The sequence below is a fragment of the Candidatus Leptofilum sp. genome (assembly GCF_965223525.1).
Lineage (GTDB): Bacteria > Chloroflexota > Anaerolineae > Promineifilales > Promineifilaceae > Leptofilum.
Map to the genome: position 1 here is coordinate 135,505 of NZ_CBDCWX010000005.1, position 14,607 is coordinate 150,111.

Below are 14,607 nucleotides of genomic sequence, written 5' to 3' on the forward strand. Positions count from 1 at the left end.
ATACCCGTCCAGAGCAGAGGTTTAGGGAGCCCAATCTGGATAGTCATCATAGAAATTGTTTTCTGTAAGCAATGTTCTTAACTCAAAAGCAAATATTGAAGGAGTTCCGCCCTCGGATGTTGTCAATGTTGAGAAATCAACCGGGATCATAGAAATTTCATAACCACTTCGAACATCATTTGAAGATTTTTGTGGCCCAAAACCATCTGTTTCAATCAACAAATGTCCGCCATTTGCCCAAGTATACCCACCAAATATATCCTCAATAGAAAAAAGAAGGGTCGGTTGTTTGTAAAGATCATCTTGGTTTAGCTGAAATATTAAAAGTGATGCAGATGAAAAATCACCAGGTGATTGAATAAGGGAGAGAAACAACCCATCAAATCTTGGGAGAAATTTTGGTTCATCATAGCGCTTGTTATCGAGGTTTAACCCTATAAGCTCACCGGCTTGCAAGTCCAAGATAGCAATGTGGCTTTTATTGCCTTGCTTATATCCTATGACAAGATGAGAACCATCTGGGGACCAGCTTGGGCAATCCAGTTGATTATTGGGCAGATGTACTAATATTTCTGTCTCTCCTGTCTCAAGGGAAAAAAGTTCAATACGGTTCTGATCCTCCTCGCCTTCGGAATTATTAACCGTGTACGATATTTGTTTACCATCTGGCGACCACTTAGGACAAGCTTTTTCTCCAGGCGTTTCAGATATTTGTATAACTTCTGTTCCATTTATATTCATTACGAAAACTTGGCTAAGGTCATTGTTTCGGTTTGAGATAAAGGAAATCATTCTTGTATCTGGTGATAAATTTGGATGTAAGTCACGGTACTCTCCAGTTGTGAGTTGTATTGTCTCGCCTGACTCTACATTCAGAAGATATAAGTGAATCCCATCATCTATATTTATTATGCCATCCTCGTTTGTATCAATTCTTCTTGACTGATAAACAATGAAGCCTGTTAACTGAGTGGAAAATACATCCATTGTTTCTGTGGGTTCCACCGTGGGTAATAAAGTTGGTTCAGGACTAGAAGTTACGGTTGGGAAGGGTGTTCCTGATGGACTAGGCTGAGGTATCGTCAGAATCGTGTTTATTTCATTTACACTAACCGGTGTTGGTGTTTCAGTCAGATGTAAAGTAGCCGAAGCAATTGAAGCTTCAATTGCTGGATCACTGGAAATCGTACAGGCAACACTTGAGATTATTACTATAAAAAGCAGTCCAGAGAGCAACATATATGCTCTTTTTACTATAGCCATGTTTTCGCCTCTTAAAATATGCCCTTGCTCTGGCACGGTACCGGTACGCCCGAAACTCTGCCCGGCTGCGGCGCGGCTAGAGGCCGTGCCGCCTTTCCTCAATCACTTTGCAATTAGGTTTTCTGGCGAAGGAGTTTATCTGCCGCTTTGATGGCTTGCGTAACGGTGACACCATCTTCCCAGGAAAACGGCCGTCTCACTTCAGCGTTCCATAGCGTAACCACCCGGTCGGCTTTGGGCGAATAGGGGGCAGAAAGGGCGGGGTTGCTGGGACCAAAAATGGCTAGCGTGGGGCAGCCACTGGCGGCGGCAATGTGTGTAGGGCCAGTGTCGTTCCCCACGTAAAGATTGGCTATCTCCCCTAGCGCACCGAGTTCACCCAGCGTCACGCGGCCTGCCCAGTTGGCGCATTTTACCGATGTCATGCCTGCTATGGCAGCGGCATTCACCTGGTCATGCTGGCTGCCCACGAGCAAAATGCGTGCATTGTGCTGGCGGGCTAGATGATTGATGAGCAGCACAAATCGCTCGCTGGGCCACCGCTTGAGCGGATCTTCGTACAGCGAGCCAGCCCCGCCGCCAGGATGAACCACCACCAAAGGTACATCCCCCAACCAGTTTAGATCATCAATGAGGCGCTGGGTAACGGCCGTTCGGTCATCATCGGCAGGGTAAAAAGCCATCGGCGGACGTTCGCCAGGGGGCAAATCTACGCCACACGCCTCGGCCAGCGACAAATAGATATCGACGGCATGTTGTTGGCCCGTGCGGGCCGGAGCCACCAGCGTGTGGGCAAAGCCACGCCCTCCAGAAGCAACGCCAATGCGCTGGGGAATGCCCGCCTGCCACGCCACCCAGGACAACAAGCTGGAACGGCCTGGAATAAGGCAGGTATCATAATTTCCTTGCCGCAGTTGCTCCGCCACTGCTCGAAGCTCGACAAATGTAAGTCGCGCTACGCCCAGGTCGCCCGTGGGCAGTAGTTCAGTAATGTGTGGATTTTTGGCAATGGCAGACCTGGCCCATTCGCTCACGGCCCAATCGAACCGGGTATTTGGAAAGGCGGTGGTTAGCACAGAAAGCAGCGGCGTAGCCAGCAAAACCTGGCTCAGGCAGCAAGGGTGCAAAATGAGCGCTTTTTGGGGCGTAGTAAACGGCCGTCTGCTAAACCGAAACGGTATGCTTAACAATCGGGCAGCAGCGGCAGTTAAAAAGGTTTCTTGGGGCATAAACTGTACTGGGAAACCACCAGTTCCCTCATTCTCCTACAGTAATGAACGGTTCAATTTGCTCAAATTTGGCTGGCCCAATGCCAGAGACGCTCATGATTTCGTCAATGGTGGCAAATGGGCCATTGGTTTCTCGGTATTCTACTATCTTTTCGGCCGTGCTGGGGCCAATACCAGGGAGGGTATCTAACGCGGCAACATCAGCACTGTTTATGTTAACTAATTCACCTACGTCCTCTACGGCCGTTCCCCCATCAACGCCCAAATCAACCGCTTCAGACCGCACGACTGGTTCAGAAATGATCGGTGGCTGTTCGGCCGTTTCTGCCACTGTGGGTACATAAATTTGCATTCCTTCATGCAGTGGATGGGCTAAATTGATAACGGCCGTATCCGCCTCGGTGGTAAAGCCGCCTGCCCGTGCAATCGCATCTTGCACAATGCCACCGTGTGGCAGTTCATACACGGCGGGCGCAGCCACGGCTCCGTTTACAAAAACACGCAGCGGCCCCGGTGTGGGCGTTGGGCCTGGGGCTGCCGTCGGTGCGGCTGGCTGAATAACAATTGGCGCAGGCTGGATGCGCCCTGCCAAGGTTACACTCCCCGCCCCAACAATCACACCGACAAACAAAACAATCAAGTAAGAAAGCAAATTGTTCTTATTAACCACAATCATCCCCCAAAAGATGACGGCCGTTTCACAACCTCAATGAAATAATCTGATGAACATTGGAACTGGATGCCAGCTATTTTACACAGAGTAACAGCCACGTACAAAATGAAGGGTTTTTCAGTAATCGCTTTCAAATGGCGATAGGACGCGGACAAGCGCGGATTATTTGCTTTTATCCGCGTTCATCCGCGTCCCATTTAGTGACAACTGAAAAGCCCTATACAAAATAGCTCATTTTTCAAAGAGGCAGGGTTGCAGTATCTTATGTGGGTAATCTGGCGCGACAATTTGTGTCCAGCAGCACAGAATCGTGTCAAAGTGAATAGATTGTTTGATTTTTATGGAGATTTAAATGAGTGATACACCCAAACCCCAACCAGCAGCCAAGCCAGGGCAAAAGCGAATTGCTATTGATATTCCCAAAGAGTTAACGGCCGTTTACGCCAACCTTGCTTTTATCAGCCACACGCCAGGCGAAATTGTACTCGATTTTGCTCAGATGCTGCCCAGAATGCCGCGTGGTCGCGTACAGTCCCGCGTCATCATGTCCCCTATGCACGCCAAAATGCTGCAAAAAGCACTGGCGCAAAACATTACCAACTACGAGCGGCAGTTTGGTGAAATTCGGCTGCCAACAACCCTTGCTGATCAATTCTTTCGCTTTCCGCAGCAGGGGGGAGACAAAGACGACGATTCTGAATAAATAGTTTCCTAACTCATGTTAAGCAGCGTAGATTTCAAAAGTCTCGAATCTCTCTGGCAAATTGCGGAACTACTTGCAAGACTTTTGAAATCTTTTCACCGGAAGTGCGAAATCTGCGAAATCTTTGTTTTTGAATAGGCTACTCTCGTACCCACAAAGAGACGGTTTCGATGTGAAAGGTTTGTGGCTGCATATCAATTGGCTGCACTTCCACCAGTCGGTAACCTGCTTTGACCAAAGAACGGCCGTCGCGTGCCAACGTCGCCACATCAGAACTCACATAAATAAATTTGAGCGGTTTGGCACGGGAAACGGCCGTTACCGCCTTGCGCGATAAACCACTCGCGTCGGGGTGAGCCACCATGAGCTCCACACTTTCCGGCATCAGCGGCAGCACCGTTTCCACATTGCCTTCAAACACGTTCACATTGTCCAAATCATTCAAATTCACCGTGAGATCGGCCACGGCATCGGTATTGCGCTCGACGGCCACAATTTCGGCCGCCTGCTGCGCCAAAAACGCCGTCAGCGTTCCCGCACCGCTATACAGTTCAATCACATTTTCTTCCCCAGACAACGCTGCATACCGCAGCACCGTTTGCACCACCAGTTCCATCCCCACTGGGCTTGGAGCCAGTGCCACCCCAGGTGACACGCGAAAATCACGGCCGTTTATCTGCTGCACGGAATAAAAATCACCGACGAGGGAAGCGGCCGTTTTGTCTGGCAGCACAATCGCCACAGAAACCGGGAAATCAGCTTCCAGTTCGGGTAGCTCGACCCCATTTACCTCAATCGCCGCCAGCAAGGCCTCATCATCCCCCACCCGCAAAGAAAGCTTACGCAAACCGGGCAAATCCAGCTCCACGTCTTGTAGCAGAGCCACCAGATCTGGCCGGGCAATGGGGCATTCTTCAATTGGAATCACTTCACGCTGTACGGGGGACCAATATCCAGTACGGCCGTTTCCCACCGGACTCAACACCATCTCCACCCGATACCCCCACGGCTCAGGATTGGGCAACACAGGCAGCACATTTGCCCGCTTAAAACCACCCAGCCGCGCCAACTGATCACGCACCACACTTTCTTTAGCCGCCAACTGCGCCTCATAAGACATATGCTGAAAATGGCAGCCGCCACATACCGCAAAATGTGGGCAGCGCGGCGCAACCCGCTCCGGCGAAGCCCTAAGCACCTGCACCAATGCCGCCTGCGCGTACTTATTTTTCTGCGACACAATCTGCGCCCGCACCTTCTCGCCAGGCAGCGTCAGCGGCACAAAAATGGTGCGCCCACGGCTTGCCCGGCCAATGCCAGCCCCCCCGTGAGCTATATCAGAAATATCCAGCGTAACTTTGTCCATAGCACCTAATCGCCAAACTCAGCCAACCCTTGAAGCAATAACCATCGTAAACGTAGAAATAAACCAATGAATCAACCACGGGTAAATAAACGATTCCGACTGCCAGGCAATAAAGCCAAAGCCTGCGCCACCAAAAATAGTGCTCAAAGACTCCACCTCTGGCTTGCCCAAGTGCATAAATGCAAATGGCACCGCCTGCAAAAAGATAGCAGCTCCCGGCCCAAAGGCGCGTGCGAAGGCAAACAGCATCAAACCGCGCCACATAAACTCCCAACCCAGCATCTCCACGCCATTCAAAAAAATAATACGAGCCACCGACTGTTCCCCGGTACGAGCAGCATAGTACGCCTGCATCCCCGGCTGGCGTGCCAAAAACCACAAAATAATTGCTATCCCCGTGCAGGCACCCACCGTCCAGGCCAGCCCTGTTTGCCACTTGCCCAGCTTGAACCCATAATCGGCCATAGGCTCCCGAAACAGCAGCACAATAACCAACAGCGGAATCACAAAATACCAAATCAACCGATCATACGCTTTGATGCTGGTGAACTTGTGTCCATAATAATCCAGCATCGGCACCACCGTTGCCAAAACAATGAGAAAGGTAATCTTTAAATCAAACTGAACGCCACCAATTGTCACGGCCACTCTCCTACAATGAAAAACCTCCCGCAGGTTTCGTTTATAAACACCTTCTTGGCTTAAACCTGCGGGAGGCTATGTATCCATGATGGACGATTATAACAAAAAAAGCCCGACCATAAGGCCGGGCGGGAGTGGCTAATTCTGTAGGCATACGAACTCAATCACATGTTTCTTGTCAAACGGCCGCATCCGATTGTGCAACTGACGTCGGTTCCAGGCATGAGCAAACGCTTTCACATGACGATTTAACCAAACCAAGCTGCGTGAGAAGCAACGGCTCTTTCTGACTAGTCGAGTGAGATAGTGTCGCAGTTCCGCATTGCCTCCTTCAACTGAGTACGTTTCGCTCTTATCTCTTAGCGATAAATGGTAGCCGCGACGATAAATCAAACTGTCGTACAGAGGGAACTTGTCACTGTAATACTGCTCGGCAGGCGCCTCATCAATCATTTTTTGTGCCACTGCCTGCGTGCGTTGCAAAACGGGCTCAATCCCTAGAAAACAGCGGGTTTGCCGGTCTACAACGGTCATGATGTAGATTTCGTTTTTTTCTCACCGATAAAGGTGAAGAGCTCATCCTGTTCAGCTACTTCCACTGGTTCATTAGGGCCGGGCAAGGTTGATGGCAACTTATCAGCGTATGCTTTAAGCCAATTAGCGACCGACTGTGGCGCAACACCTAGATGTCGTGCTGCCTGACGTTGGCTATTGCCATCCAAGACCAAGCGAATGGCTTGTTGGCGGATGGCAATTGGATGGCCATTTGGCTGAGGCTGGGGTACATATTTACGATTGCAGGCTTTGCATTTGAATACTTGGCTACCAGCCACAGTTTTGCCATTTCTAACTTGAGAATCTGTTCGGTGACAGTGCGGACATTGGTTCATGTGCCTTTTATACCATGCCTTTGTGTTTAGTCACTCCCAGGCCGGGCTTAAAGTTTGGAATTAGTTGTTGAAACGATTGTTAAGCAGTTGCAGGAGCTCCAAGCATCTCACCCAAAATACGCTCAATTGCCATCGTGTGGCTGCAATATCCACGCGTGTGGAAAAAGCTGCAGTCGCAATCCCACTGGCCTGACTCATAGTTAATGTGGTGTAACCCACCGCTATCCCCTTCAAGGCGGACATTAAAAGAATCAAAACTGAATCGTTCGGGCTCTTGTGCATAGAACTTTGATTTCTCAATCTTTCCAATCATTCCATAGTCCATAATTTTTATGCTCCTCTCTGCATGAATAAGGGTTCAAGGGACTTCACATTGGTTAATAGAAACAAAAAACGCACGCGAAGTGCGTGCGTTGCGGTCTAAACTGTTGGTGCCTCAACTGATGATTTTGTTGTTTTCTCATCCATGTTCCAAAGTATAACGCACAAAGAGGCGATGTCAATGAACCATAAATGATGATTTACCTAATTTTAAGTTTGAACAGTATCTTGGGGGATTGAAAATTGGAAGGAGGTACCTTCCCCTAATTTACTTTCTACCCAAATTTCACCGCCATGCAGTTCAATGATTCCCTTTGTAATTGAAAGGCCTAAACCAGTCCCTTTTGCCTGACGAATATTGGCGTCATCAGAGCGGAAGAATTTGGTAAATAGTTTTTCCTGATCCTCAGGCGATATGCCGTAACCGCTGTCTTTGACACAGCAGCAAACCATTGGCTGCATCTTGCCGGTTTCTTCGTTGGGTATCATGCGGGTCATAAACCTTAGCCAAACATCGGTGTTGGGCGGTGAGTATTTGCAGGCGTTGCTAAGTAAGTTAGTAAGCACTTGCACCATGCGACCTTTATCCGCCATGATGAGGGGTAGCTCTTCTGGCAGTTCCAAATGGATGCGTATCCCTTTTTCATCACACATTCCTTTGACAGTTTGCATCGTTTCATTCATGACGTTGACGAAAGAAGTTGGTGCAAGTTCTATGTGCAATTGCCCGGTTTCAATGCGGGAAATGTCGGTGAGGTCTTGAATTTGCTGGCTCATGCGCCGGATATTGGCAGACATTGTTTCCAGAAAGTTGTGCTGTTGTTCTGTTAGATCACCCGTCATGCCAGAGAGCAACAGGTCTGTGTAGCCTCGCAGTGAAGTCATGGGGGTTTTGAGTTCGTGTGAAACCATAGAGACAAATTCAGATTTGGCCTGGTTGGCTTCGTTTACTTTTTCGTAGAGGATGGCATTGGCAATGGCGGCGGCGGCGTGGTTGGTTATGCGAACGGCCGTTTGCAGATCATCCTCAGAATAATTGTCAATCTTGTCACTTTCGATGGCAATCACCCCAATAAGCTCCTGCTTATTGATGAATGGCAGCGTCATCTGAGACAGCGTACTATTGTTGCCAATAATATAGTTATCATCATCAATAACATTGTGAGCATAATGTGGCTTTTTGGATTGAATGACGTGACCAATCAACCCGGATTTAGCAGACAATTTTTTCTTATCCGAAAGCTCATTCTGCTGGCCTTCGTACCCTCGCGTTACCTTGCGGGTCATTTCACCTTCTTCATCAACTAAAACAATAGCCCCGGCAATGCCCTGGTAAATGCCTAACATGCGATCCAGGGTGATGTTTAGTACGTTTTCCAGATTCAGAGTCGTGCTTAAATCGCGGTCTAGCTGTTGGAGTAAGAACAGTTCGTCTACGCTTTTTTGTAATTTTTCATCTGTTTGGGCTAAAAGGCGGGCATTTTCCATGGCCACGACGGCTTGGCCCCCAAAGGCCATCAGCAGGCTTTGGTCTTCTTTGTTGAACTCGGCTTTGCTCTTTTTGTTGATAACCTGCACCACGCCCAAGACGGTGTTGTGCCGCACCAACGGTACGGTGAGGATCGATTCAGAGCTAAAATTAGAATCGGCATCAACATCGGAAAACCAGCGGTCGTCGTCTTTGACGCGGTTAACGAGGATAGGACGCCCGGTTTGTGCGGCCGTTCCCGCTAAACCGGCTCCTAACGGCAAACGACGACCAATAAGCCCATGGCTAGACGGCCCTCGTGCCACCTTGAATTCCAGCTCGCCATCTTCTTCACGAGAGATCATGAACGTACCGGCTTCTGTATCCAGCAATTCCATCGCCGTATCCAGAATAAGCTCCAACAAAGCATCCAGTTCCTTAATGGAAGAAAGCGAGAAGGTGACTTTGTTCATGATTTCTAGCTGTTCGGCCCGTTCTTGTAACTTCTCTTTGGTGTCAATGCGTTCCAGGGCAGCGGCCGTTCGGTCGGCAAAAACAGAGAATAGTTGCTGCTGCCGCGCCCGAATTTTGTGGGTGGGATCGCGGTAAAAGGTGTGGATGGCACCAATGGTGTCGGCACCAGCGTTTAGGGGAGCGGCAAGCCAGGAACGGCCGTGTTCGTCTTCCTTCACCACGATTTGCCCCATGCCCATTACCTGATGAATCGCCGGGTCGGTCACGACGCTTTCCGAGCCTTCCTTCTCTTCATATCGCTCCCCGTTTTCCAGGTAAAATGCTGTATAAATTTGCTTGGTCGCTTTGTCGCGCAGCGAAATGAAGAAATCGTTGATGCCCAACAGCCGCTGAAAGTTGATAAATACCAGTTCCAGCAGCGCGTCAAAATCAATAGTGAAGTTGAGTGCCTGTGAGAAGTTACTCAGCATATCCAGCTCAGAAACGCGCGTCTCCAGGCGGCGAATGACGTTGGCCCGCTCTAAACCAATCAATGATTGATCCACTAACGCGCTGATGTAGTTGATTTCTGCCTGCCGAAAATGATCGCGGTTTTGCTTGGGTGAAAGTGACAGCCAGCCGAGCAGCTCACGGCCGTTGTTGATAGGAACCAGAACGGCCGCATTCAAAGCATGTATTTCCGCCGACTGTTCAGAAAAAGGCTGGGGCCAAGCCCGCGTCTCGGTTAAATCTATGGGGGCTGTCGTTTCGCGCATGTAAGCCACCAGCGGCGACTCAGCATTCAGCCGTTCGGAGGCACCATTTTCATAGCTGCTGTAATAATTCATCTGGGCATCGGGCAAAAAGAGGTGTGGCGTACTGTCTGGCACCCCGGAGGCAACATATTTGAGCAGATTTTTAGCAACCTGGTCGGTATTAACGGCCGTTGTCAACTCTCGATTATAGCCGCGCAGCAGTTTATCCAGCGCCACTGGCTTGGCAAAAAAGAGCTGATCAATCGCCTCCTGCAGCCTGGAGCGTAGCGGGTTGAACAGCAGCACCATTGTCACCACCAGCACCGAGAGCAGTACCGGATTTTCCGTTACGGCCCCAAACGTGTTGGTCAACCCCACTGTCAGCAACAAAAAAGCCAACAGCAAAAACCCGGTCATCGCCCCATAAGAAAGTGAGCGGCGCAAAACCAGATCAAAATCGAGCAGCCGATAGCGAACAATGGTATAAGCAATGGCCAGCGGATAGATGACCAGGGGCGGCAAATAAAAAGCAGAAGGCAACCAGGCTACATCCACCATTTGAGATGCAGGAATGAAGAAGAGAACGAGCGGCGTAAACGCTAGCAAGCTGCCGCCTAACACAATGCGCGCCTGCTGCCGTACCAGCGGCGACGGCGAGCGGAAGCCACGATACGCCATCATCAACAACGAAATGACGATAGCCAGCCCGTTAAGCAAAAACAGCGTTCGCCAGGGGATGGCATACTGCCAGGGATCGGCAGAATCATACAGCCAAAGCTGTGCCCACAGCCCAGCGGCCAATCCGGGCAGCAAGGTGAACCAACGGCCGCGTGGATATTTATCTACAAAGCTCATCTCATGAGGGAAAACGGCCGTTAGCCAAATGCAAAATCCCGGCGTGAATGAAAGAGCCAACAGCCAAACGCGGTCAAACTGGTGCAAGGTAAGCATGTTAAACAAGCTGCCCACAGCCAACGCCGCAAAGCCCATAAACAAAGCAAACACCTGCGCCGCTTCACGCTTGGGGCGCACAATAAAGGTCCAAGTGCCAATAACAAGCAGCAAAAAGCCAGTGAGATAAAAGAGTCCAAACTGGTTCCACAAGGCCAAAGTGGTAAATGGAATGACGGGGAGCGTCACCGTGCGCTCGGCATCGGGATGGCCAGACTCTACGCGACTGCCAGCGGGGGGTTGGGTTAGCGTCAGCTCAACCAGGTCGCCGGGGGCTTTGTTGGCAACTACAGCCAAATAATCATCTATGGTACTGATGGGTTGGTTATCTACGGCCGTAATCCGATCCGGATACCCCACTAACGCCTCATCACCCTGCGAAGGCCAGTCCGGTTCGCCCGAATCGTTGATGACTAAATTGGGGTCAATGAAGAAGCCAAGAAAGGGGGATTGTGCCCAGCGCAATGCCGAAAAGGGCAGGAGGAGGTAGATGATGCCGCCCACAAGCAGCAACAAGCCTACTAAACCGACCCGAAGTTGGCTAACTCTCTCCGCTGTCACAATAATATAATATAGAAAACCCACCAAATAGTTGTGTAAAAAACGAGGGAGTAGTTCTCATCCTCGCATCAAGGTTGAACACGGATTTCTGACAATAATAAGCGATCATCAATATAGTGTCCATCCTCGGCAACAATATTCTGGGGGGCTTTTGTCGTAGCGTCAATTAAAGTGACGTGAATACTGTAAGAACCGGGGGGCAAAGTTGGGTCAAGCGTTAACATATGGGCGTCCGCCACAATCTGGCCCAATTGCCAACTGCTGGTGGGGGCCATTTTTGGTGGCGAAGTAATGGTTTGCCATTTGGGCATCCAATCGGCGCAAGGCAACTGGCACAATGCCACCTCCACCAAATAATCCGGCGGGGCATCACGCAACGCTTCCCAATACAGCGTCACTTCGATTGAATCGCCGGGAGCCAGCACCCGCTGACCGTATTCATAACCAATCAGACGCACATCGTTAAAAAAGTTCTGGTTTAGCAAATTGGGGAATGATTGTCCATCCTCGCGCCAATTATCCAGTTCAGCAATGGTGATGTCGGCCAAAGGCAGCGCATCGCCCAAAAAGCTGCCATCTTCGGCAGCGATGCCCAGCCGATAGCTGTTTTCGCCCGGTGCGTACAGGCCAATGCTGAGAACGGCCGTTGCTGGCGCATACATCGTCTCGCTGGCGTGCAGCCGAATCGAATCCACAAAGCGATCACCGGGCTGCCACTGGCTGCTGGGGAAGTTGCCTAAGCCAGGGTGCGTGTCCCGCTGGGCAATCAGTGTGCCGGTTTCTTCGTCAATTAGATGGACAAAGAGCAAAAAGTTGCCTGGTGGCTGGCCAATCACTTCCCAGTACAGATCGAGCGTGAGGACGCCGCCGGGTTGCAGCGTGGTGTCGTCCAATTCAAAGCCGCGCAGGATGGCGAAGCTGTCGAATTGGGCGTTGGTGGGGTTGGGCCCTGCATCCGCCGCAAATGGTTCTGGCTGGGCAAACGCCGCTGCCAGGTAAACAAAAATCGCTACAACAGTGAGGGTCGCCATCCCCACATTGACGGCTGCTGCTAAAATAGCGGTGGGCTTTGTGCCGCCAAACAACTCAACCCAGGCGGACAGGCCGTAAAAAGTGAGCAGCGCCAGGGCGGGCAATGCCGGGAAGAAGAAACGCCCCATTGCCCCGGCCGGGCTGACAAGCAGGTAGTTGAACACGACGGCAAAAAAGAGGGCGACGTTGAGGGTAAGTAGAAGTAGGGGGAAGGCCGACCCCAACCCTAGCCCTCCCCCTGTGAGGGGGAGGAGACGTTGCCCCCTCTCCCTTGAGGGAGAGGGTGTAAGTCGCTCTCGAAGCCAAGAAACCGGCAGAAGACGCAGCACCAACCCCAGCAAACCGATACCCACCAGCCAGCGTAAACCTATGTAGATGCCATCTGGCAAGGGGACTTGCCCATAGCCAAAGCGGCCCCACAGGCTGGTCCAGGTGTAGGGCAACTCAAAAATGGCCACGCCCCAGCTTTCGGCGGGATTACGCACGCCCCACAGCTCCGTGAGCCGCTGGAAGCCAGTCGGTTCGCCGTACAAAATCTGGTTCCGCACAAACCACCAGCCTGCCAGCAGCAGGGTAAAGCCAGCAATGAGCAGGTTCACTTCCCACCAAAGCCGCCACTGTTTTTTGCGCCAGGCGGTGTAGGTAACGGCCGTTTCAATCAAAAGCGCCACCGCAGCCAAATTAAACTTACTCAACAGCGCCACGCCAAACAGCACGCCCAGCCAAATTCCCCAGCGGCGGGACAACCCGGTTTCTGATTGCACCAATTTGACGCCGGCGAGTAGAACGGCCGTACCGCTCAAAGCAGCAATTACATCATTGTTAATGGATCCGGCCATATAAACAAACATCGGGTTAAAGGCCACAAACGCACTGGCTCCGATGGCAAGAGACGGCCGTTTCGGCCACAGCGTTCGCCCCAACAGCCAGGTCAGATACACAACCCCTGCCCCAATCAGCACATTCAGCCCGCGTACAATATGCGCCGCCAACGCCTCGCCAGACCACGGGAACGCTTCCGCCGCTGTATGCAAATACAGATTCTTGTTGTCATCCCCTACCTCCCAGTAACGGTACTGCCAAAATGGATTTTCCTCTAACTGAGAGCAAACCGGACGACCCGTATCAATCCAAAAAGTAGCCGCTGCCCCCAGCGCGTAAAAAAGTGGGGGATGATGCCCCTGAGCACTGCACCCTACCTCCCCTTGCACCGGCAAACTTTTTTGCTGGATGATGTACTGCACAAAACGATAATGGCGCAGTTCATCCGTTGATTCAAACAGCGGATTTATGGCGCTGGAAGCAAAAGAAAGCGTGACAAACGCCAGCAAAATCCAGGCAATTGGTTGTTTGTACCAGACACTTTGTTTATGGACGGCCATCATTCTTTTCTCTTTGCACCCAAACTGTTAATTCGTCCTTCCCTTCTCTAAAAGATCAGGGGAAGAAGTATCATCAAAAAACTCATCAGTTGGTTCGATTATCTCTCGATTCTTTTCCAAACCATGCAATTGCAAATGATCTACACTGCCAGGTTTTACTGATCGGGTCAACTTATTGCGCTTGCCGCACCATGGACACGTAGAAAATCTACCTCTTCTTGTTTCTTCAACCGCACCAGCGCAGCGAATACGCCCGCATTTTGAACAGCCAATCCAGGTTGCAAAAGTACCATTATCATTTTGAATCATACCTTGACAAGCGGGGCATTTATGCCAACCCCAATCAATATCCCCCATCGTGAAATCAGGCTTCTTCAACCGTTTGTGAAGATCATCATCTGTCAAGGCATCCAGTTCAGCAAAACTCGGTATTTTTGAAATGGACCGAGTGCTTTTCCGTTTAAAAAAGCTTTTTGCTTTTCCGTAAATAGACTTCGTTTTGGGGGGCGGCAAAACTGGCACCGGTTCAAAACCCATAATTTGGTAAGGTTCGTCAGAATTACTATTCCGAACCAGCAATGCCTTAAAAATCTCCTTTGTCTGCCCACACCGAACATACAAAAAAGCGTGTTCTTTTCCCCCGGTTTTGACCTGAGTTTTTCCCGGTGAAGAGGCGGCACGTTGTGCCTGCTCTTTTTGTTTTAGCTTACGATCGTAAATAGTCCGCTTAGCTGGACTACTTAAAATTTCATACGCTTCATTAATATCTTTCGCTTTTTGCAGAGTTTCAGGATCATCACGAAGCTCAGGCAACAAAAGATCGGGATGATACTTCCGCATTAAGCGTTTATATGCTGCTGTAATAACTTCTGACTCGGCTTCAGGATAAACCTGCAAAATGCGATAATAATCCTTCAT

General features: G+C 50.4%; 12 protein-coding genes. 1 reads left to right on the forward strand and 11 read right to left on the reverse strand.

Translation table 11 applies throughout. From position 1 onward, the window contains the following. Window positions 1–21: 21 nt before the first annotated feature. The 3 genes from ACOQPM_RS06100 to ACOQPM_RS06110 form a co-directional block, all read right to left on the reverse strand. Window positions 22–1,263, reverse strand: a complete 1,242-nt coding sequence (locus ACOQPM_RS06100) for a TolB family protein (protein WP_420628356.1) — start codon at window positions 1,261–1,263, stop codon at window positions 22–24. A gap of 113 nt (window positions 1,264–1,376) precedes the next feature. Beyond that, window positions 1,377–2,492 (reverse strand): glycosyltransferase family 9 protein, encoded by a 1,116-nt coding sequence (locus ACOQPM_RS06105; RefSeq protein WP_420628357.1) that lies wholly within the window; start codon window positions 2,490–2,492, stop codon window positions 1,377–1,379. Window positions 2,493–2,520: 28 nt separating this feature from the next. After that, entirely contained in the window at window positions 2,521–3,162 is a 642-nt protein-coding gene (locus tag ACOQPM_RS06110) for a helix-hairpin-helix domain-containing protein (RefSeq protein ID WP_420628358.1), read from the reverse strand. 355 nt (window positions 3,163–3,517) lie between these two features. On the opposite strand from ACOQPM_RS06110, the gene ACOQPM_RS06115 reads away from it, so the two are divergent. After that, window positions 3,518–3,868 carry a DUF3467 domain-containing protein gene (locus tag ACOQPM_RS06115; RefSeq protein WP_420628359.1) on the forward strand — a complete coding sequence of 117 codons (351 nt, stop codon included), beginning with the start codon at window positions 3,518–3,520 and terminating at the stop codon, window positions 3,866–3,868. Between the two features lie 139 nt (window positions 3,869–4,007). Here ACOQPM_RS06115 and ACOQPM_RS06120 read toward each other — a convergent pair whose 3' ends face one another. From ACOQPM_RS06120 to ACOQPM_RS06155, 8 genes are all read right to left on the reverse strand, one after another. Further along, window positions 4,008–5,234, reverse strand: a complete 1,227-nt coding sequence (locus tag ACOQPM_RS06120; RefSeq protein ID WP_420628360.1) for a class I SAM-dependent RNA methyltransferase — start codon at window positions 5,232–5,234, stop codon at window positions 4,008–4,010. An 18-nt stretch (window positions 5,235–5,252) separates the two neighbouring features. Then, window positions 5,253–5,876 carry a type II CAAX prenyl endopeptidase Rce1 family protein gene (locus ACOQPM_RS06125; protein ID WP_420628361.1) on the reverse strand — a complete coding sequence of 208 codons (624 nt, stop codon included), beginning with the start codon at window positions 5,874–5,876 and terminating at the stop codon, window positions 5,253–5,255. Between the two features lie 138 nt (window positions 5,877–6,014). Next, entirely contained in the window at window positions 6,015–6,410 is a 396-nt protein-coding gene (locus tag ACOQPM_RS06130) for an IS1 family transposase (protein ID WP_420627216.1), read from the reverse strand. Next, window positions 6,407–6,766 (reverse strand): helix-turn-helix domain-containing protein, encoded by a 360-nt coding sequence (locus ACOQPM_RS06135; protein ID WP_420627217.1) that lies wholly within the window; start codon window positions 6,764–6,766, stop codon window positions 6,407–6,409. Before ACOQPM_RS06135 ends, ACOQPM_RS06130 begins: the two co-directional genes overlap by 4 nt. 79 nt (window positions 6,767–6,845) lie before the next feature. Continuing rightward, a complete protein-coding gene (locus tag ACOQPM_RS06140) occupies window positions 6,846–7,091 on the reverse strand; it encodes an SWIM zinc finger family protein (RefSeq protein WP_420628362.1) in 246 nt (81 codons plus the stop codon). Between the two features lie 206 nt (window positions 7,092–7,297). Next, window positions 7,298–11,275 (reverse strand): GAF domain-containing protein, encoded by a 3,978-nt coding sequence (locus ACOQPM_RS06145; protein ID WP_420628363.1) that lies wholly within the window; start codon window positions 11,273–11,275, stop codon window positions 7,298–7,300. A 68-nt stretch (window positions 11,276–11,343) separates the two neighbouring features. Beyond that, window positions 11,344–13,692, reverse strand: coding sequence for an ArnT family glycosyltransferase (locus ACOQPM_RS06150; protein ID WP_420628364.1), 2,349 nt, complete (start codon window positions 13,690–13,692; stop codon window positions 11,344–11,346). Between the two features lie 24 nt (window positions 13,693–13,716). Next, on the reverse strand, window positions 13,717–14,607 hold the full coding sequence (locus tag ACOQPM_RS06155) for a J domain-containing protein (RefSeq protein WP_420628365.1): 891 nt from the start codon (window positions 14,605–14,607) through the stop codon (window positions 13,717–13,719).